18 protein-coding genes and 1 pseudogene are annotated in these 19,188 nt (G+C 55.5%); 13 read left to right on the top strand and 6 right to left on the bottom strand.

Going from position 1 to position 19,188, the window contains the following annotated elements; genetic code table 11:
* Nucleotides 1-182: 182 nt before the first annotated feature.
* A complete protein-coding gene (locus RTX30_RS20435) occupies nucleotides 183-1,100 on the bottom strand; it encodes a DMT family transporter (RefSeq protein ID WP_312692270.1) in 918 nt (305 codons plus the stop codon).
* 305 nt (nucleotides 1,101-1,405) lie between these two features.
* Between RTX30_RS20435 and RTX30_RS20430 the strand changes: the two genes are divergently transcribed.
* The 5 genes and pseudogenes from RTX30_RS20430 to RTX30_RS20410 all read left to right on the top strand — a co-directional run bounded on the left by RTX30_RS20430 (nucleotide 1,406) and on the right by RTX30_RS20410 (nucleotide 5,792).
* Complete coding sequence (locus RTX30_RS20430; protein ID WP_312692268.1) at nucleotides 1,406-2,245, top strand: transporter substrate-binding domain-containing protein; 840 nt, start codon at nucleotides 1,406-1,408, stop codon at nucleotides 2,243-2,245.
* A 3-nt stretch (nucleotides 2,246-2,248) separates the two neighbouring features.
* The gene (pxpB, locus tag RTX30_RS20425; RefSeq protein ID WP_312692266.1) at nucleotides 2,249-2,950 is read left to right on the top strand and encodes a 5-oxoprolinase subunit PxpB; all 702 of its coding nucleotides are present in this window, start codon (nucleotides 2,249-2,251) and stop codon (nucleotides 2,948-2,950) included.
* Nucleotides 2,947-3,930, top strand: a complete 984-nt coding sequence (locus RTX30_RS20420; protein ID WP_312692264.1) for a biotin-dependent carboxyltransferase family protein — start codon at nucleotides 2,947-2,949, stop codon at nucleotides 3,928-3,930. The genes pxpB and RTX30_RS20420 overlap by 4 nt, the downstream gene beginning before the upstream one ends.
* Nucleotides 3,931-3,932: 2 nt before the next feature.
* The gene (locus RTX30_RS20415; protein ID WP_312692325.1) at nucleotides 3,933-4,709 is read left to right on the top strand and encodes a 5-oxoprolinase subunit PxpA; all 777 of its coding nucleotides are present in this window, start codon (nucleotides 3,933-3,935) and stop codon (nucleotides 4,707-4,709) included.
* A gap of 637 nt (nucleotides 4,710-5,346) precedes the next feature.
* A pseudogene (locus tag RTX30_RS20410) lies at nucleotides 5,347-5,792 on the top strand (hypothetical protein).
* A gap of 247 nt (nucleotides 5,793-6,039) precedes the next feature.
* Here RTX30_RS20410 and RTX30_RS20405 read toward each other — a convergent pair.
* Nucleotides 6,040-7,242, bottom strand: a complete 1,203-nt coding sequence (locus tag RTX30_RS20405; RefSeq protein ID WP_312692262.1) for a pyridoxal phosphate-dependent aminotransferase — start codon at nucleotides 7,240-7,242, stop codon at nucleotides 6,040-6,042.
* Nucleotides 7,243-7,610: 368 nt separating this feature from the next.
* Here RTX30_RS20405 and nac point away from each other — a divergent pair, with 368 nt between their 5' ends.
* The 6 genes from nac (at nucleotide 7,611) to RTX30_RS20375 (ending at nucleotide 12,169) form a co-directional block, all read left to right on the top strand.
* Nucleotides 7,611-8,534, top strand: a complete 924-nt coding sequence (gene nac / locus RTX30_RS20400; RefSeq protein WP_312692260.1) for a nitrogen assimilation transcriptional regulator NAC — start codon at nucleotides 7,611-7,613, stop codon at nucleotides 8,532-8,534.
* A 100-nt stretch (nucleotides 8,535-8,634) separates the two neighbouring features.
* Nucleotides 8,635-9,066: an acetyl-CoA carboxylase gene (locus RTX30_RS20395; protein ID WP_312692258.1), complete on the top strand. Its 432-nt coding sequence runs from the start codon at nucleotides 8,635-8,637 to the stop codon at nucleotides 9,064-9,066.
* A gap of 122 nt (nucleotides 9,067-9,188) precedes the next feature.
* Nucleotides 9,189-9,941 carry an SDR family oxidoreductase gene (locus RTX30_RS20390; RefSeq protein WP_312692256.1) on the top strand — a complete coding sequence of 251 codons (753 nt, stop codon included), beginning with the start codon at nucleotides 9,189-9,191 and terminating at the stop codon, nucleotides 9,939-9,941.
* Nucleotides 9,942-9,963: 22 nt separating this feature from the next.
* On the top strand, nucleotides 9,964-10,659 hold the full coding sequence (locus RTX30_RS20385) for an amino acid ABC transporter permease (protein WP_312692254.1): 696 nt from the start codon (nucleotides 9,964-9,966) through the stop codon (nucleotides 10,657-10,659).
* 5 nt (nucleotides 10,660-10,664) lie between these two features.
* Nucleotides 10,665-11,438 carry an amino acid ABC transporter permease gene (locus tag RTX30_RS20380; protein ID WP_312692252.1) on the top strand — a complete coding sequence of 258 codons (774 nt, stop codon included), beginning with the start codon at nucleotides 10,665-10,667 and terminating at the stop codon, nucleotides 11,436-11,438.
* Nucleotides 11,435-12,169, top strand: coding sequence for an amino acid ABC transporter ATP-binding protein (locus tag RTX30_RS20375; RefSeq protein WP_312692250.1), 735 nt, complete (start codon nucleotides 11,435-11,437; stop codon nucleotides 12,167-12,169). Before RTX30_RS20380 ends, RTX30_RS20375 begins: the two co-directional genes overlap by 4 nt.
* 26 nt (nucleotides 12,170-12,195) lie before the next feature.
* On the opposite strand, the gene RTX30_RS20370 is transcribed toward RTX30_RS20375, so the two are convergent.
* From RTX30_RS20370 to RTX30_RS20355, 4 genes are read right to left on the bottom strand one after another with little or no spacing between them, the layout of a single operon-like run.
* Nucleotides 12,196-12,939: a GGDEF domain-containing protein gene (locus RTX30_RS20370; protein ID WP_312692248.1), complete on the bottom strand. Its 744-nt coding sequence runs from the start codon at nucleotides 12,937-12,939 to the stop codon at nucleotides 12,196-12,198.
* Nucleotides 12,933-13,349, bottom strand: coding sequence for a DUF1987 domain-containing protein (locus tag RTX30_RS20365; RefSeq protein WP_312692246.1), 417 nt, complete (start codon nucleotides 13,347-13,349; stop codon nucleotides 12,933-12,935). The genes RTX30_RS20370 and RTX30_RS20365 overlap by 7 nt, the downstream gene beginning before the upstream one ends.
* Nucleotides 13,342-13,923 (bottom strand): SiaB family protein kinase, encoded by a 582-nt coding sequence (locus RTX30_RS20360; protein ID WP_409429837.1) that lies wholly within the window; start codon nucleotides 13,921-13,923, stop codon nucleotides 13,342-13,344. The genes RTX30_RS20365 and RTX30_RS20360 overlap by 8 nt, the downstream gene beginning before the upstream one ends.
* 8 nt (nucleotides 13,924-13,931) lie before the next feature.
* A complete protein-coding gene (locus tag RTX30_RS20355; RefSeq protein WP_312692242.1) occupies nucleotides 13,932-15,140 on the bottom strand; it encodes a SpoIIE family protein phosphatase in 1,209 nt (402 codons plus the stop codon).
* Between the two features lie 690 nt (nucleotides 15,141-15,830).
* On the opposite strand from RTX30_RS20355, the gene RTX30_RS20350 reads away from it, so the two are divergent.
* A complete protein-coding gene (locus RTX30_RS20350; protein WP_312692237.1) occupies nucleotides 15,831-16,919 on the top strand; it encodes a YncE family protein in 1,089 nt (362 codons plus the stop codon).
* Between the two features lie 50 nt (nucleotides 16,920-16,969).
* Complete coding sequence (locus RTX30_RS20345) at nucleotides 16,970-19,180, top strand: TonB-dependent receptor (protein WP_409429836.1); 2,211 nt, start codon at nucleotides 16,970-16,972, stop codon at nucleotides 19,178-19,180.
* Nucleotides 19,181-19,188: the final 8 nt, after the last annotated feature.

Raw genomic sequence — 19,188 nt, 5'->3', positions numbered from 1 at the left:
GCGGCCGGCTCCACTCGGCATCCCTGCCGAGAGTCGCCTCTGGTCGCCATCCCTGGCGCCCAGTCCTGGTCTTCGGTGCTTCGGTTCGCCGATTTCAGCGGGGACTCAACCCCATCGCTGCAATGTTGGTATTTGGGGGAGAAATGATGTGGCTGTGGGAAAAGCCAGAAGCGAGTATGGACTCAGGATGACCGCATCATCCGCCCTTTGCGCTGGCGCTGGTCGCACCAAAGGGTGAAAATCCCCGCCAGCGCCACAATGACAGCGCCCAGCACGGTGGAATGTCCCGGCAGGCTGTCGAGAAACAGATACCCAATCACCATCGACCACACCAGCGTGGTGTAATCAAAAGGTGCCAGCAAAGAGGCATCGGCATACCGCAGGCCAAGGGTAACGAGAATTTGCGCCACGCCGCCAAAAAAGCCGCAGCCGATCAATAAGAACCACTGCCTGCCTTCCGGCATTCTCCAGCCGAATGCCAGCGTTGCCAGACCAATTAAGGTGGTCATCAGTGAGAAATAAAAAACAATCGCGCCCGGTGATTCAACACCATTTAAAAAGCGGATCTGCACATTAGACGTGGCGGAGCACATTGCCGCTAACAGGGCAAAAACGGTTCCCAGCGCTGCGCCATTCATCATGAAACCCGCGGATAAAAAAGCACTGCCTGCAGACAGATTTGCCGCCAGCATAAGTAAAATACCGCTAAAGCCGACCCCGACGCCCAGCCAGCGGGAAAAACGCACCCGCTCTTTTAATAAAATGGCCGCCATGACCAGCGTAAATAAGGGGGCTGCATAACTGATCGCCGTTGCGTCTGCCAGAGAGATATAAACCAGGGCAAGATAGTTAAAATACATACCGCCGGTTCCGGAAAAACCGCGGACTAAATGACCGGGAATATTTTTGGTTTTAATACTCTGCCGCACGCTACCCTGCATCTTTAACCAGATAAGCAAAGGAAACAGCGCCACAAACGAACGAAAGAAAATGACCTCTCCGGTGGGAATGCTGCCCTGAAGCCCTTTCACGCAGGCCAGCATCAACGTGGCGCACAGCGCGGACATGATTTTCAGCAGCACCCCAAATTTGGCATTCATTCTTTTACCTTTTCGACATCAACGCATCAGGCACGCAAAAATCGCGTGTACGGCCTCACCTTAAAACGGTGAAAAGCGCCGCCGATAAGATAATTTCCCTCTGTCTGAATAACCTTTTCTTATTATGTTAATGCCTGACGATGGAGCGCTGAGTCATATAAATTGCGTATCCCACGACAGGGTTTCCCTCTTATGCCGCTCAGTATTAAGTCGATATATTGCCAAAACAGGCTTCGCCAGGTTATCTGGCGGCGCTGGCGCGAATCAGCGTGTATTCAACGAATTCATTTTCTGGGGAAAACATCATGACAGTAAAAAAAGGCGCACTGGCACTGCTGGCTTTACCGCTCTGTTTGGCCTCTTCATACGCAGCGGCGGATCTGCTTGGAGATATCACCGCCCGCGGCGATTTGAAATGCGCGGTCTATTCCGATGTCCCGCCGTTTTCTTCTCCGGACGCCAAAACACGCCAGCTTGCGGGAATGGATGTTGACCTCTGCCAGGCGCTGGCGCAGCAAATGGGGCTAAAACTGACGCTGGTGCCCACTTCCGTTGAGGCGCGTATTGCGGTGATTTCCACCGGGCGCGCCGATGTGTTGATTGCCAACCTTGCGTATACCAAAACCCGTGGTAACCAGATCCAGTTCAGCGACCCGTACTACGTGGCGAAAGAGATGCTGCTGGTGAAAAAAGCCAACGCGGATAAAACGCTCGCCGACTTTAAAGGCAAGCGCATCAGCGCCACCAAAGGCACCACCTCGGAACAATCAATTGTGCTGAAAGGCGGGAAACCTGTGACGTTCCAGGACGCTGCGTCGGCATTCCTCGCGCTGGAGCAGAACAAAGCCGTGGGGTTTGTTACCAACACCATGACCGGCATCAAGATGATTTCGCAGGCCAAAAAAGACGGCATTGAGCTGGCAATGATCAAAGAACCGATGGCACTGGAGCCGATTGGTGTGGGCATGAAGCGTGATGAACCGGCGTTACTGGCAAAAGTGAATGGCAGCCTGAAAGCCATGGACGATAACGGCACTATCGACAAAATCTGGGATACCTGGATTGGGCCAAACACCGAATACAAAATGGTGCGCCAGGAGCGCGTCCAGCCGCTGGCTAACCTGAAATTTGAACCGCTGGAATAAGTTATGGCCTGGATAGCGCAAGACACCACGGCAATTGCCTTGCTGGATCATGCCGGGGAGATGACTCTCTCCACCATGGGCAGTCGCGCCTGGCTGGTGGAAGCGCCGGGCGAGTTTAGCCTTGCTGCCCAGCGCCGCATCTGGTCACTGGCGCAGATACTGGCCACATGGGATGAGGTGGAGTCGTTGATCCCCGGCGTCACGAATGTGCTGGTGCTGTTGCGCCGGACACCGGACGATGCGGAGGCGGTCGTACAGCGCTTGCGTACGTGCTGGCAGCAGGCGCGTGAAATCCATCCACAGGGCAAGCGCATTGATATTCCGGTGCATTATGGCGGGGAACTGGCCTGCGATTTGGAGGCGGTTTGCCGCCATACCGGCTTGCCGGCCAGTGACGTTATTCGCCGTCACTACCAGGGCAATTACACGGTGGTGGCGCTGGGTAGCGCGCCGGGCTTTGGTTACTTACACGGCCTGGATCCGGCGCTTGCCACGCCGCGTAAAAAAGTACCGTCACTGAATATGCTCAAAGGCACTGTCACCATTGGTGGGCCGCAGACCGGTGTGTCGGTACTCACCGGGCCAAATGGCTGGAACGCCATCGGCTTTGCCGAGATCGAGGTCTTCGACCCCCTGGCATCGCCTCCGGCGTTGATGGCTCCGGGCGACACCATACGCTTTTTACCCGAAAGGATCGAACTGTGATTGAGATTGAGCGCACGGGTGCACTGAACACGGTGCAGGATCTTGGGCGCACGGCATTTCGCCATCTGGGGGTGTCGGTCAGCGGTGTGATGGATCCGTTGGCGCTGCGTGCCGGGAATCTGTTGCTGGGTAACGACGAGAATGCTGCCGCCATTGAAGTGCAGGTTTTTCCAATGCGCGTGCATTTTTTACAGGACACGGCGATTGCCATTACCGGGGCGGATTGCCGGGCCTTGCTGGACGGCATTGAACTGCCGCCATGGTGGGGCTGCCGGGTCAAAAAAGGCCAACGGCTGGAGTTGCGTTATCCCCGATCCGGTACGCGGGGCTATCTCTGCATTGCCGGGGGAATTGAGGTACCTGCGGTGCTTGGATCGCGCAGTACCGCGTTACGCGGCAGTTTTGGCGGTTTTCACGGACGCACGCTTGCCGCTGGCGACAGGTTACCGCTCGGAATGCCGGATCGCGTGATGCTGCCCGACGAGGGCGTGGGGATGGTTCCGCCATCTATTGCATTGCAGAACGTTTTTCCGCCTGCGGAGCATGGCGTGACACCGGTACGGGCCATTCCGTCGGGTGAGTATGCGTTGTTCGCCGCCGATCATCACCGTTTCTGGCAGCAGCCGTGGGCGATTTCACTGCAAAGTAATCGCACAGGCTACCGGCTGTCGGGAGCGCCGATTTTTCCATCGCAGGCCATTGAAATGCGTTCTTATGGCCTGATCCCCGGCATTGTGCAGGTGCCGCCCGCCGGGGAGCCGATCATCCAGTTAAGCGATGCCAATACCGCAGGCGGTTACCCGAAAATCGCCTGCGTGATTGAAGAGGATCTCTGGCGGCTCGGGCAGTTACAGGCCGGGCAATCGATTCAGTTAATTAAAAGCGATGCGAACCAGGCACTTGCCGCCCGCCAGGCCATTGACGGCTGGTTGCAACGGCTGCGGGATGTCACCGCTTCATTCAACCGTGTGAGCGCATAATGATGAAAATCGATGTAAATTCCGATATGGGTGAAGGGTTTGGCGTCTACACACTGTGTGATGACGCGGCGCTGATGCAGCGTGTTTCTTCGGCCAATATCGCCTGTGGTTTTCACGCGGGCGACCCGATGACGATGACGCAGATGGTGCGGCTGGCAAAAGCCAGTGGCGTGGGTATTGGCGCGCATCCGGGCCTGCCGGACCGACTGGGCTTTGGCCGTAAAGAGATGGCGTTTACCGCCGATGAGCTGTGCCAGCAGGTGGTGTATCAGATTGGCGCGTTGCAGGCGATTGCCAAAGGGGAAGGGGTAGCGGTTTCCCATGTCAGCTTTCATGCGGCGATGGGCAATATGATTAACCGCGATGAGGCGCTGGCATTGCCGGTGATGCAGGCGATTTATCGACTTGATCCTGCGCTGATTATTTTTTCACAGCCGGAGACGATTATTGAACGCGCGGCAAAACGCGCCGGGCTGCGAAGCCTGACACTGTTTCTTGCCGACCGTGCCTACGATGCGGAAGGGCGCCTGGTGCCGCGCGGTAAGCCAGGAGCGGTAATCAAAGAGGAAGGCGCAGTGCGCGGGCGTGTGCGGCAGTTTTTGCAGGACGGGACAGTCACCACCATTGAGCGGTTAGTGATCCCGGTGCGGGCGCATTCGATTCTGGTGCATAGTGATACGCCGGGTTCGGTGGAGCTGGCGGGGATTGTGCGTAGTGAGATTATTGCCTGCGGCGGGACGATTGCGCCGGCAGCCGAGGTGGTGGGGGATTGGGTTTAGTCGGTGGTGGCATAGTGGAATTGTTCTCTGGTTAACAGAGGTGGAACTGTTCCGCTTGCTAACGGGTGAGAAGCTGTTCTGTCAGGTGGCTCTTGTGGAATTGTTCCGCTCACTAAAGGTACGGCAGACACTTCACTCTGTAAGCGGTGAACGGAAGAAGGGGGGCTACCGCGCCCCCCTTCTCAATCCCCGCAGGGAAATCGGTGCTCCGGTTTGCCGATTTCAGCGGGGACTCAACCCCGCCGCTTCAGTCGCTTTTGATAATTGAAAAATGGGTATTGCTGTAAGTTTCGCGCCTGCAATCTCAGTCTGTATTACATGATTTTTGCGAAGCTGATTCCCGGAATGGCTTTTCCTTCATCAGGTTAGCTATAATCCCTTGCCGCCTGTAAGTGTTAGTCCTGTGTTTTCTCCGCGCCTGCAAAATCAGGCGTCGGGATTGGAACCCTGTTGACTCACTGGCGACATACTTTTTATGTTGTTCATTTGGCCACATCTCAATGGCGGGCCGAATGGGGGCGTCGTAAGACGCGCCGGTCAGTGAGTCCGGTAGTTCCAACCCTGTTCGGTTCTGCCACCCAATCAGATGGGAACCTCTGGTGGCAGTTAGCATCATGACTCACTCGAGGCTATGTCTATGGCTACAACATCAATGCTGAACCAGGTGTTATTTACCTCACCGTTTAACCACACTACAGATTTCACCGAGTTGGCGGGTAACTGCGAGCGTTTTGCTGAGGTGCTGGCGGAATGCGACGATCTGTTACAGAAAATGGCGCTTTGCGGCAGGCTTTCTGCCAGTCTTGCCCTGTTACAACCTGCACTGCCTGAACCCGTTCCTGAGGCGCTAAAAGCCAGCCTGACCGTTGATCACTTTCCTGCTCACTTTCCCATATTCGAACCCGAACCGACCAGTTATGTCGCTATTGTCAGGTGTTAACGCAACTGCTGATGAGTGGCACTCTCGCACCTCAATCTGAACGTGTTTTGCGGGACTTGCTGTACATGCTGGTCGATTTCTTTGCTGGCACGCTAAAAGCGCCTCGCTGGTTAAAACAAGGTGAGATCCTCATCGAACTCTGAATGACAGCAACACGGATGCCGTTATAACTCAAAATGCTGAAGCGGCGGGGCTGCGGGGATTGAGAAGGGGGCGCGCGGTAGCCGCCCTTCTCCCGTTCACCGCATACAGAGTGAAGTGTCTGCCGTACCTTTAGTGAACGGAGCAATTCCACTTACGTTCATCAGAGAAAAATTCTACAGCAGCTAACGAACGGAACAATTCCACAACGGTTAGCCAAATAACTCCACAGCCATCAAACATCCCCGATCAACGACACCCCTCACAAAACGCCGCCAGCCGCTCGCACCCCGTCTGCAACCGCTCCATACTGGTCGCATACGACAGCCGGATATACGGACTCATACCGTAAGCCGCGCCTGGCACACTCACTACATGTTGCTCCTCAATCAGCGCCATCACAAAATCAGCGTCCGTATTGATGACCCGTCCGCCGGCGCTGGTTTTGCCGATAAATGCCGCAATATTCACAAACAGATAAAACGCCCCCTGCGGCTTATGGCAGCGCAGCCCCGCGATTGCCGCCAGTTTCTCCAGCACAAAATCGCGTCGCTTACGGTAAATCGCCGCCCGTTCCTGTAGCAAATCCTGTGGGCCATCCAGCACTGCAATCGCCGCCGCCTGCGCAACGGTCGCAATCCCGCCTGCGTTTTGTGTATTGACGTTGCTCATTGCTTTAATCAACGGGGCAGGCCCGCCGCAAAAACCGAGACGCCAGCCGGTCATCGAGTAGGCTTTTGACACGCCATTCACCGTTAGCACACGGTCATACAGTTTCGGCTCAACCTGCGCGAGCGTGAAAAAAGTGCAACCGTCGTAAATCAGGTGCTCGTAAATATCATCGGTGAGGATCCAGCTGTGCGGATGTTTGAGCATCACATCGGCAATGCCCTGCAACTCGTCCCGGCTGGCCACCGAGCCAGTAGGATTGCTGGGGTAGTTCAGCAGCAACCATTTGGTCTTGTCGGTGATCGCGGCGTCAATATCCTGCGGCAGCGGTTTAAAGCCGTTCTCTTCGTAGCAGGGAATCGCAACCGGAATACCGCCCGCAAAACGCACAATATCGGCATAGCTGATCCACGACGGCGTTGGGATCACCACTTCGTCGCCGGGATTGATGGTTGCCATCATCGCGTTAAAGATGATTTGCCTTGCGCCACCGGCGGTAATGATTTGGCTGACATCGTAGTTGAGGTCGTTGTCGCGTTTAAATTTGCGGGCAATCGCCGCACGCAGTGCGGGCGTGCCGTCTGTTGGCGGGTAGCGGGTATCGCCCGCCAGCGCAGCCTGGTGTGCAGCGTCAATGGCGTGAGCAGGGGTGGGGAAATCCGGTTCGCCCGTCGAGAGTCCTACCACATCAATTCCTTGCGCAGCGAGATCGCGCGCTTTTTGCGTCATCGCAACGGAGGCGGAAATAGCGATGTTGTTAAGTCGATCGGCAATGTCAGGCATAGCACAGGTGTTCCATCAGGTTCGGCTAGGCGCCGCAGGTGCGCGCGGCGGGTGGGTGTCATCGAAGGCGTTGACACCCTGAGAATAGGGAACAGCCTGAGCGGGCGGCTAATACTGCTTTGTTGTGGCGACATAACACAAAATGATGGCTGGCGCGGAGGGAAAACACCGCAACGATGCACCAGACGCTCGCGTTGCACCGTTACGGTGCGCAAAAACCCCGGTGCGATGCGGTTTTGCAACGCGCGCATTTTTTTATCGGGCGCGCAAGCCATAAGCTACCTGTGTGACCGCTTTGCGCAACAACGAACCAGAACTGGCACAGCCATTGCTTTATGGAAGACAACGCCCTTACTGGAGAGACCGCCATGAATCTGCGTCGCCTGAAATACTTCATTAAAATCGTCGATGTGGGCAGCCTGACTCAGGCTGCGGATATTCTGCATATTGCTCAGCCCGCATTAAGCCAGCAACTTGCCACCCTCGAAGGAGAAGTGAACCAGCAATTGCTGATCCGCACCAAGCGCGGCGTCACACCTACCACGGCGGGCAATATTCTCTATACGCACGCGCAGGCGATTCTGCGCCAGTGTGCGCAGGCTCAGAGTGCCATTGATCGCGCGGGCATGGAGCTGTGCGGTAATGTCTCCGTTGGTCTGGCACCGGGCACGGCGGCGCAGCAACTGGCGATCCCGTTAATGAAAGAGGTTCGTCGCCAGCATCCGGGCATTACCCTCTATTTTAATGAAAACTTTGGCACCACCCTGAGTGAGCTGATCATGAACGGGCGCATGGACATGGCGGTGATTTATGACAACCGCAATATCCACGGGCTGCGTTTTATTCCGCTGATGAAAGAGCATCTCTGTTTTGTCTGCCCGCACGCTTTGGGTAAACCGGTTAAGGAGATCGCGCTGGCTGACGTGGCCCGTCATGACCTGTTCCTGCCGCGCATTTACAACATTATGCGCAAAGTGGTGGACGATGCGTTTGTGAAGCAGGGTATTGATTATCGTGTGGGCAGCGAGATCGAATCGCAAACCACGCTCAATGCCGCACTTGCTGCCGGGTTAGGCTGCACCATTATGCCGGAGTCTGCCGCACGGGCGATGCTGAAAGCCGCCGATGCCTGGATGGCGAAGATCGTCGAACCGGACGTGTATGCTTCGCTGTCATTCTGCATGTCGGACCATCTGCCGCTTTCTGAGCCTGCCGAAGCAGTGAAAACCATTTTGTTGTCGCTGATGGCGAACCGTACGCCTGATAACCGTCCGTTAACGCTGGTGAGCTAATAAGCCCCGCTTATTGCCGCAAAGCGAAACCCTCTTACAGCCCCGAAGGCGCGGCAGGATAGAGTTAATCCCGACGATTGCTGCCAATAACGGGCCGGATATGGATGACAACAAAATAACGCTGCGCCAACTACGCGCGCTGGCGCGGGCCTTGCGCGCCACCACGATTAACTGCATTGAACTGACAGGTGAAAACTGGTCGCTGCGCATGACCAGCGCACCGCCGTCGCCGGTCTTAATGGCCCCCGTTGCTACCGTTGAATCGCCTGAGATCCGAACCCCGCTTTGCGCGCCTGCGCCAGGGCGCGTGTTGCTGCGTCATCCGCTGTTAGCCGACGATTTCGCCGGCGCTGGCGCGCACGTTACCCGCCACCAGTTACTGGCGCTGTTACAGGTTGGCGGGCTGTATCTGCCGCTGCGCAGTCCGGCAGAGGGCATTGTGTCGTTTGCGCTGTCGCATAACGATACGGTGGAATTTGATGAGGAAATCCTTTCTATTCATAAGGATAGTAAAGTACGGGCCGGATTATAAGTCCCCCTTATTGCCTCAAACCATTTATGTCTTATACCGCCGTGACATAACTGAATAGAGTCAAAAATACACAATAAAACGACGCTGCGTTAACCCGCAGCCGTCCCGACAGGAGAGGCAACATGCCATTTTCAGATTATAAAGTCGCCCTGGTAACTGGCGCATCCGCCGGAATGGGCGAAGCGATTGTTGAACGTTTGTGCAAGGAAGGCATTACGGTGCATGCGGTTGCCCGTCGTCGGGAACAACTGGCGGCGCTGGCAGACAGAACCGGCTGCATTCCTCATGCGCTGGATGTGGCGGATCTTGATGCGCTGACCCACCTGTGCCGCGACTTGCCCGTAGATATTCTGATTAACAATGCCGGGGTTTCCCGCCCGGGTTCCATACTCAGCGCCGATGAAGAAGCCATCGATACGCAGGTGGATGTTAATCTGCGCGCTGTGCTGCATTTATGCCGCCTGCTGGTGCCGGGGATGGTGGCGCGTGACTGCGGTCATATCATTAATATCACCTCGATTGCCGCCATTTATAACTTCAACGGTAACTCCATTTACCACGCCACTAAAGCGGGTGTGCACGCCTTATCTCGCCAGTTACGTGTCGACTGTTACGGCAAACGCGTGCGCGTCACGGAAATTTGCCCAGGCCGCGTGGCAACAGACATTTTTGGCAATGTCTCTGGCGATCATGAAGCGGCGCGTAAGCGCTTTATTGAAGGGTTTGAACTGCCGCAGGCCAGCGACATTGCCGATTGCGTGGCTTTCGCGCTGGCCGCGCCGGTGGCGGTAAACATCGGCAACATTGAAATCATGCCGACGCTACAGGTTCCGGGAGGGTTGTCCACCATGCGCCCGGGTGAACACGCCGTCTGATCCGCATTGAAGGAGGCTTGCTATGGCGCTCGATTTTTCTGCTGTGCTGACCGGCCATTCAGGCGACATGATCGTCCAAGGGGCGACAATGACGCTGGAGCTGGCGTTGGGCGCCTGGCTGTTGGCCATGTTCATCGCACTGTTGCTGTTGGTTATCCGGATGAGTGAAAACCGCTATGCCATGCGGCTGGTGGCGGCCTATGTTTCATACCACCGCAACGTGCCGACGCTTATCCAGTTAATGATGTGGTATTTCGCCATTCCCACCCTGCTGCCGGAGTCGTTGCAGATGTGGATCAATGACTTCAATGCCGAGTTTTTGTTTTCAATGTTTGCCCTTGGCTTATGCCAGGCGGCTTACTTTTCTGAAGATATCCGCAGCGGATTGCGGGCCATTCCGGATGGGCAAAATGAGGCGGCGCGCGCGCTGGGCATGGGGTATATGCGGGCGATGGGTTCCGTCATTTTACCGCAGGGGATCCGTAATGCGCTGCCTGCATTGATTAACCACAGTGTGTTGTTATTTAAAAACACCAGTCTGGCGATGGTGATCGGCGTGACAGAACTGACTTACGTGACGCGCGACCTCGAAAACCAGACCTTCCGCACCTTTGAAGCGTATGCGATTGGCACGGTCGGGTACCTGGCATTTTCGCTGTTGTTGATGGGGCTGGGCGCGCTGCTGGCGCGTCGTTTTCAACGTGCCTATGCGAGGTAAGCGCCGTGTTTGATTTTTTTACCATTTTACATGACCACGGCATGCTGCTCCTGATGGGGCAGTACCCGAATGGCCCGCTGGGTGGCGTGTTATGTACGCTGCTTATCTCGCTGCTGGCGGTGCTTCTTTCGTTTCCGCTTGGCGTGCTGGTCGGGCTGGCAAGAATATCGCCGTGGCGCTGGTTAAGCTGGCCCGCCGCCTGCTGGGTTTACACCTTGCGCGGTATTCCATTGATGATGGTGGTGTTCTGGACCTATTTCTGCGTGCCGTTGTTGATGGGTCAGAACATCAGTGGCTTCTCGACCATGCTTTGTACGCTGGTGATTTACGAGAGTGCTTATATTGCCGAGATCGTACGCGGCGGGATCCAGGCGCTGCCGCACGGGCAATATGAAGCGTCCCGCGCGCTGGGGATGAGCCATCTGAAAACCCTGCGGTTGGTGATACTGCCGCAGGCGCTGTTCAATGCTTTACCCAGCCTCGTGAGCCAACTGGTGTCGATCATCAAGGACAGCACGCTGGGGTACGTTATTAACGTTCCGGAACTGACCTATGCCGCCAACCAGGTCAGCAATCAGCTGCTGACCAAACCGTTCCAGGTGTTCGCTATTGTGGCGCTGAGCTATTACATCATTTGTTTCAGCCTGACCTGGCTGGCTAACCGCCTGGAGCGTTGGGTGACGGAAAAACGCCAGACCGCTCAGCCACAACGTACCGTGGATGATACAGACGCGGCGCTACTGTTCGCCAATCGTAATCTGAATAAGGAAACACCATGATCCCGATGATTTTATTTAATCAGGTTAACAAATGGTACGGTGACTACCAGGCGCTGACCGAGTTGAGTGCAGAAGTAAAAGCGGGCGAAGTGGTGGTGGTTTGTGGGCCATCCGGCTCGGGAAAATCAACGCTGATCCGCACCGTTAACCGCCTGGAACCGATAGAGGAAGGGCAAATTCTGTTTGATGGCATCGACATTCATGGCAGCAGCACACGTCTTAATCAGTTACGTACCCGCATCGGGTTTGTGTTTCAGAACTTCAATCTGTTTCCGCATGTCTCGGTGCTGGACAATATTATGATGTCGCCAGTCAAAGTGCTGGGTGTGAAGCGGGCGGAAGCGCGTAAGCACGCCGGAGAGTTGCTGGAAAGGGTCGGGTTGTCGCACAAAGCGAATGCTTACCCGGCGCAGCTTTCCGGTGGTCAACAGCAGCGGGTGGCGATTGCCCGTGCGCTGGCAATGAAACCGCCAGTGATGCTGTTCGATGAACCGACTTCGGCGCTGGATCCGGAAATGGTCGGTGAGGTGTTGAGCGTCATGCGTTCACTGGCGCAGGAGGGAATGACCATGATGTGCGTAACGCATGAGATGCACTTTGCCCGCGACGTGGCAGATACCATCTGGTTTATGGATCAGGGGCGTATTCTGGAGAAATCCACGCCGGAGGCGTTTTTTCAGGCACCCAAACACCCGCGAGCACAGCGTTTCTTAAGCGATTTACGCAACTGATGCCTGAATAAAGACAGCCCTGGTGCTTAGCAGGCCTTTGCGGGCTGGCGAAAAAACGCGTCATACAGCGCCACCTGGTTGCGTCCACGGTTTTTGGCCTGATACAGCGCGGTGTCTGCCGTGCTGTAGAGCGTTTCAAAGTCGCTCTCTTTGACGCCAAGGCTAACGCCAAAACTGGCGGTGACGAATTGTTGCGGTAAAACGTCCAGCGGCGAGGCATTTAGCGAGGCGTGAATATAGCTGGCAATGATCATCGCTTCCTCTATTCGGGCTTCGGGCAATACAATGGTGAACTCTTCACCGCCTACCCGGCCAATCGCCGCGCTTTCGGGCACCGCGCGGCGGATCCGTGATACCAGCGCGCAGATCACCCGGTCGCCCATCGGGTGGCCATATTCGTCATTGATGCGTTTGAAATGATCGATATCCAGCAGGATCAGCGCGACATTTCCCGTCTTCAGACCCTGATTGATGTGAGTGATGATCGCGCTGCGGTTAAACACGGCTGTCAGCGGATCGTGGGTGGCTTCATACTCCAGGCGTGCCGCAAGGTGCTGCAACTGCTCATTCATGCGGTTAAGTTCGCGTTCCGCGCGATCGCTGCGTGAAATCAGCCGATAGGATTCACGGATCAGCCGTTGATAGTTTTTTGCCACCGACCACAGCTTCTCACGGCAGGCATCGGCGGAAAGCCGATCGTCAGCGGCCGCCAGCCGGGCATCTTCGAGGACGGAGTAGTCCTCGCGGAACAGCTCATTGATATCTAACATGCGTTGATGTCCGGGATCAGAAAAACCGCCAGCGAAGGGAAGTCGATACGCAGTTCCTGGCCAAACTCTTCGGAGATATCGTCTTCTGCGTCGTAATACCAGTGCAATTCACACTGTATGTCACGTTTCGCATACTCATTCAGGCTTTCAAACAGGGTAAATAACAGCTTGGTGCTGGAACTGTTGAAATAGCTCAGCGCAACGTGCAACTGCACGGGGGCATCGCTGTGCGGCCGGGTTTGCAGCCAGGTTTCCGTTGCTTCCAGCAGGGGGCGAAAGAAGGCGGCCGCATTTTCCGGGTAGGCTTCACCTTTGAGCAGCAGTCGCTGCGCGGCAAAATCGAACTTTACCTCCGGTGTGGCAGCGGTGGCAGCCAGTTCAATCAGGGGCGTCAGTGTCATCTCAGTCATGGCAAAAGGTCGCCTTTAAGTGAAAGGCGGACAGGTTGCCTGCCGCCAGAGGGTGAATGCGATATTCCAGCGGTGCACTGGTGTCCCGTGCCATGGTCAGCAAACCAATGTTTGCTCCTTTGCTGGTGGCGGGCGCTTCGGCGCGCAAACCCTGCTTCCAGGCATCGCGAATTTCCGCCTGCGTCATGGTGCGCAATACCTCCAGATTGGTTTGCAGCAGCGAGGAGGCTTCCGGCCCCACCAGGTTCGCGGTTTCGAGGTAATAGTGGCGTGGGTCCATATGGAAGCAGACCGAACCGAAGCGCAGCTCATCCTGACCGGTGCACAAAAAACGCTCGTCAGAGGAGTAGCGCACAATGTTTTGTCCCATCTCGATAAATACCGAAAACAATTTACGCCGCGTGATGGCGGAGGATTCGTGTTTATCCAGCCATGTGCGCATGACCTCGCCCAGCGAAACAATATGCTGCTGGGAAAAATAGCCGGTATAAAACAGCTCAACGGCATTCTGCCGTTGCAGGGTAAAAAGGGGGAGCAGGACGGCTTCTTTGACCTGCAGGTCGTTTATTTGCATGCTTTTATCTACCAGCGAAAACCAAACCATGTCATGTCGTCGCGCGACGCCTGTTGCCCTTGCCAGCTTTTCAACGCCGCCAGCAGGGCATCGGAAAGGCCGGACATCGGCAACGCGCGGTGTTGCGCCAACAGTGACTGAATACGTTTTTTGCCAAACATAATGTCGCGCGGGCCACCGGGCTGATCGGTCGCGCCATCCGACACCATCAAAAAGGTATCTCCCCGGTGCAGGGGAGCCGAATAACGCCGCCACTGATAATCCACGGGCGTATCGGTATAGCCGATGCCTTTGCGACAGCTTTCCAGTGCGATGACTTCTTCACCTTCTGCGCCCAGCATAAAGGCATGCATCCGGGCGCTGGCCCAGCTTACCTGCGCATTATGGGTGTCGACATACAGGGCAATCGCATCGCAACCATCATTCGACTGGCTGCGATCGGCGGAAGGGTGCACCTGGCTCAGCGTCTTTTTAATATGTTGATTGATATGGCTAAGCAGTTGCTCTGGCGCCTCCGCCGGAGCCAGGGTGAGCGCTTTTTCCAGCGCGGAAGAGAAAATAAAGGTCATAAACGCGCCGGGTACACCGTGGCCAGTACAGTCGGCAAGCACCATCAACCAGCCTTTTTCGCTGCGCTGGAAAGCATAAATATCCCCACCGACGCAGTCACGTGGGTGCCAGTATAAACACCAGTCCGCCAGCGTTTGCTCAATGGTGTTACGCGAGCGACTGAGCATCGATTCCTGAATAATGCGCGCATATTCAAGGCTTTGCATAATTTGCAGGTGCTGCTTGGCCTGCAAGTCTGAGACGGTGCGGATCAGGTCAATCCCAAGGCCGATGCCAATGTACTGCCCCTGTTGGGTGAGAATAAAGCCTTCGGTTACCGCTTTATCACCGGTTTCAATCACCCGTTCAGACAGGTATTCAAGCCCCGCATCAGCGTCGACAATCAACGGGCTTTTATCCATAAACGCGATGCAGCTTTTCTGATCGTACAGTTCATGGAAAAAGGGCCGGCTCATCTGCGAGAGAAAAATATGTCGGTTGATCATGCCAATCGGACGGTTATTTTCCAGTACCGGTAAACCAATCAGGGCGTGATGTTCGTTGAACAGTGACATCACCTGCGCATTGTTATTGTCTGGCGTCACGTGCGGCACGGCGAGGCGCAACATGCCAGCGCTTAGCTGTCGTGATGAAAGCGGTATATCCATGTTCGGCATACATCCGGTATGAGAATATTCTTAGGTTAAGGTGGATTTGTGACGGTTTGATTTCAATTAAGTGCGTGGCGGAATAACGGCAGATTATGGTTCTTTAACGCAAACAACCGTCAGATACAGGGCCGCAGGGAAGGACAGGGGTAAAAAAAGCCCGCTATGAAAGCGGGCAAAAAATACTGGAAGCAATGTGAGCAATGTCGTACCGAATACCCGAGTGATTCACTCAACTATTCGGTAATGAGAAAGATAATCTTTATCATCTTAACAATCAACCCCGTATTTAGTGCAAGTTCACTGGCTCGGTATCCGGCGCTTCACACGCCTGCCCGCTCGGATCGTCATTCGCTGTGTCGCCTTCCAACGCTGGAACGTTGACACGTTAATCCGCAATGAGTGCAACATTGTCACCCGATAGCTCACTTTTCACGCCCGACAACAGAAGTTCGCAATAGTTCTTGCCTGGCCTAAAAGAATGCGTATAGTTCTCATTCTCTTTAGTGTTTGCGGGCGCAGCAAGGAATTCTCCCGCATTTACAGTAGGCCTGCACGCTTACAGGGACACTGAACAGCAGTGGCGAGCTGCGCCGGGCAACAGACCTGCCTTTATCGAAATCATCACAGGTTATGTGTGACGCAGTGACTCGCCTGCCTTAACGACATTAACGGTAAAGGATCCTCCCAATGAAGATGAAAACCTCCGTTCTGGCACTGCTGGCGGCCATGGCGCTTGCGGGTTGCAGCGCGCAGAACATTAACCGTGCACAGCCTGCTGTCGATGCGCAAAAAACGGCGGTAACGCATCCGCAGCCTGCCCATGTCGTGAAACGCGATCTGGCAAGCGGACTGTATGAAATGACCCTCAGCCCGCAGGGTGATGCGTTATATGTTTCCAGCGCGGAAGGCTTTAAAGATGTGCAGGGTGGGGTGGTATATAAGCTGGATCCGACCACGCTGAAAACGCTCGGCGTGACACATACCGATCTTAAAAATTTTGCTATGGCGATCTCCCCGGACGGTCAAACCGTGTATGTCACCCACTCGCTGGATGGCGGTGTGAGCGCTATTGATACCCGCAACGGCAAAGTGGTTTCCCGCACCCTGTTCCCGGAGCGCAACGAGAAAGGCCAGCCGTATGGTGCGCGGGAAATCCTGCTGCATAACGGCTTGCTTTATATCGGCGGTGTTGCCGATCCGGCCCTGGTCTGGGTCGTTGATGCCAGCACTCTGAAAGTAAAAGCGCGTATTAAACATGCCGGTAAGTGGGTCACTGGCCTGCACTGGTCGGAACAAACCCAGCGTCTGTATGTGGCAAACGGCGGCGGTGAAGTGCTGGTGGTGAACCCGCGCAACAACCGTATTGAACAACGCTGGAAACCGCTGGGCGATAAACCGGCCCTGCTGCTGAATATTGCCGAAGACAGCGAAACTGGCCGTCTGTTTGTCACCGATAACTCGAAAGCGAAAACCACGCTGGTGCTGGATATCCACAGCGGCAAGGTGCTGAAACAGATTGACGGGGATGCGCTGGCGGTGAAATTCAACCCGAAACGTCATGAGATCTACATTAGCCAGCGTGAGTCCGGCAAAGTGCTGAGCCTGGATGCAACAAGCTATGCGGTGAAGCAGAGCTGGGATCTGCCGCCGAACCCGAACAGCCTGCTGCTCTCTGCCGACGGGCAGACACTGTATGTCACCGTGAAGCAGCCATTTAATAAAGATCACTCCACGAACGGGCCGGACAGCGTGGCCCGAATTTCACTGAATCAATAATCACCCCGGCCTGGCAACGGGCCGTTTTCCACACACTTCGATATGAGTCGATGATGAAGAACAGCAAAAACACATACACCCCTTTGCGCAAGACCTTGCTTGCGCTGGCCATTGGCGCTGCTGCGCACGCTGCACAAGCGGCGACCACGGAGACCACCCCCCGTCAAACCAAAGAAGACACGATTGTTGTTCAGTCCGCGAACAGCGATTTTAAACCTGGCGGTAGCGAGCTGGTTCCGGCCTATCTGGACGGCCAGGTCGCCCACGGCGGGCGTCTTGGCGTACTGGGTGAACAAAAGGCGATGGATGTGCCGTTTAACGTGATCGGCTATACCGCAAAACTGGTGCAGGATCAGCAGGCGAAAACCATTGCCGATGTGGTAAGTAACGATGCCGGTGTTCAGGTCGGGCAGGGTTACGGTAACTTCGCCGAAACCTACCGTATTCGCGGTTTCGAACTCGATGGTGATGACATGCTTATGGGCGGCCTGGCGGGGATCGTACCGCGCCAGGTGGTCGATACCCAGATGCTGGAACGTGTAGAAGTGTTTAAAGGTTCGAACGCGCTAATGAACGGCTCTGCCTCTTCCGGTGTGGGTGGCATGATTAACCTTGAACCGAAGCATGCGGAAGAGACGCCGACAACCCGTGTCGGGGTGGATTATTCCACGCGTTCTCAACTGGGCGGATCCCTGGATGTTGGCCGCCGCTACGGCGATAACAATCAGTTTGGCGTGCGCATGAACCTGCTGCACCGTGAAGGTGATGCGACGGTAAAACAGGATCATCGCCGTACTACGGCGGCGTCGCTGGGGCTGGATTATCGCGGCGATCGGCTGCGTACATCGCTCGATGTGGGGTATCAGAAAAAGAGTTTTCATGGTGGGGAGATGGGCGTCAATATTAGCGGAGTAGACTTTGTGCCCGCCGTCCCCGATACGCGCAAAAACTACAGCCAGCAATGGACATACAGCGACATTGAAAATGAATACGGCCTGGCCCGCGCGGAATATGATCTGACGAATGACTGGACGGCGTATGCGGCGTTTGGTGGGCAGCATGCCCATGAAATGGGAACGTACGGCGCACCGAAGCTTTATAACGCGCAGGGCGATGCCACTTTCAGCCGCCTTGATACCAACCGGATCAGCGACTCCTGGAGCGGCATGGGCGGCTTGCGCGGTAAGTTTGATACCGGCTTTATCTCCCATCATGTCAACCTGGGTTACTCCGCCAATATCAAACGGGAAAAAATCGCCTGGCGGATGTCGAGTTCCAGCGATAATCCCACGGTTAACCTCTACGACAGTTCAGCCGTGAGCAAACCGGATAACGCCTCTTTTGGCGGGAATTATTTCGATCCGCTCACCACCGCCCGCTATCGTGCGCAGGGCTACACCCTGAGTGACACCTTAGGGCTGCTGGATGACACTTTACTGTTCACCGTTGGCACCCGTTACCAGAAGCTGTGGGTACGTAACTACAGCAATGCCACAGGGGCGGAAACCACCACCGCACGTTATACCCAGCAGCGCTGGATGCCGACCTACGGTGTAGTTTATAAGCCGTGGGAGGTCGTCTCTTTCTATGCCAACCATACAGAGGCGTTGCAACCGGGCGGCGTTGCGCCCAAAACCGCAGCCAACAAGTATGAAAGCGTAGGGATCGCGCACTCGAAGCAGAATGAAGTCGGCGTCAAAACCGACTTTGGCCGTGTGGGCGGCACGCTGGCGCTGTTTGAAATCAACAAGCCGGTGGGTATTCAGGACAGCACCACCAATATTTACGCGCTGGATGGCGAACAGCGTAACCGCGGCGTTGAGCTGAACGTGTTTGGCGAGCCGGTGCTGGGGCTGCGTCTGAACGGCAGCGCGACCTGGCTGGATGCAGAACTGACCAAAACCAAAGACGGCACTTATCAGGGGAATCGCCCCATCGGTGTGGCGAAATTTTATGGCGTGCTGGGCGCGGAATACGACATCAAACCGGTTGATGGACTGACCGCGACGGCGAAAGTGAACTACACCGGTTCGCAATATGCCAACAATGCCAATACCAAGAAACTCGACAGCTACACCACGCTGGATCTGGGCATGCGTTACCGTATGCGCCTGAATGCAGAACAGAACGAAATGATCTGGCGCGTTGGAGTGGATAACGTCACGAACGAGAAATATTGGGCCAGTGTGGAAGACAATGGCACCTATATTTACCAGGGCGAAGCGCGGCAGTTGAAAGTCTCAATGAGCTACGACTTCTGATCCGTCAG

Source organism: Kosakonia sp. (assembly GCF_032052965.1).
Lineage (GTDB): Bacteria > Pseudomonadota > Gammaproteobacteria > Enterobacterales > Enterobacteriaceae > Kosakonia.
The sequence above is the reverse complement of the archived record's forward strand: the minus strand, read 5'-3'. Positions and strand labels throughout refer to the sequence as shown.

Coding starts and splice junctions, on each gene's coding strand:
- RTX30_RS20360 (WP_409429837.1), bottom strand. CDS start 13,923: ATGCAAATAAACGACCTGCAGGTCAAAGAAGCCGTCCTGCTCCCCCTT.
- pxpB (WP_312692266.1), top strand. CDS start 2,249: ATGGCCTGGATAGCGCAAGACACCACGGCAATTGCCTTGCTGGATCAT.
- RTX30_RS20435 (WP_312692270.1), bottom strand. CDS start 1,100: ATGAATGCCAAATTTGGGGTGCTGCTGAAAATCATGTCCGCGCTGTGC.
- RTX30_RS20430 (WP_312692268.1), top strand. CDS start 1,406: ATGACAGTAAAAAAAGGCGCACTGGCACTGCTGGCTTTACCGCTCTGT.
- RTX30_RS20390 (WP_312692256.1), top strand. CDS start 9,189: ATGCCATTTTCAGATTATAAAGTCGCCCTGGTAACTGGCGCATCCGCC.
- RTX30_RS20385 (WP_312692254.1), top strand. CDS start 9,964: ATGGCGCTCGATTTTTCTGCTGTGCTGACCGGCCATTCAGGCGACATG.
- RTX30_RS20395 (WP_312692258.1), top strand. CDS start 8,635: ATGGATGACAACAAAATAACGCTGCGCCAACTACGCGCGCTGGCGCGG.
- nac (WP_312692260.1), top strand. CDS start 7,611: ATGAATCTGCGTCGCCTGAAATACTTCATTAAAATCGTCGATGTGGGC.
- RTX30_RS20345 (WP_409429836.1), top strand. CDS start 16,970: ATGATGAAGAACAGCAAAAACACATACACCCCTTTGCGCAAGACCTTG.
- RTX30_RS20350 (WP_312692237.1), top strand. CDS start 15,831: ATGAAGATGAAAACCTCCGTTCTGGCACTGCTGGCGGCCATGGCGCTT.
- RTX30_RS20370 (WP_312692248.1), bottom strand. CDS start 12,939: ATGTTAGATATCAATGAGCTGTTCCGCGAGGACTACTCCGTCCTCGAA.
- RTX30_RS20355 (WP_312692242.1), bottom strand. CDS start 15,140: ATGGATATACCGCTTTCATCACGACAGCTAAGCGCTGGCATGTTGCGC.
- RTX30_RS20375 (WP_312692250.1), top strand. CDS start 11,435: ATGATCCCGATGATTTTATTTAATCAGGTTAACAAATGGTACGGTGAC.
- RTX30_RS20365 (WP_312692246.1), bottom strand. CDS start 13,349: ATGACTGAGATGACACTGACGCCCCTGATTGAACTGGCTGCCACCGCT.
- RTX30_RS20405 (WP_312692262.1), bottom strand. CDS start 7,242: ATGCCTGACATTGCCGATCGACTTAACAACATCGCTATTTCCGCCTCC.
- RTX30_RS20415 (WP_312692325.1), top strand. CDS start 3,933: ATGAAAATCGATGTAAATTCCGATATGGGTGAAGGGTTTGGCGTCTAC.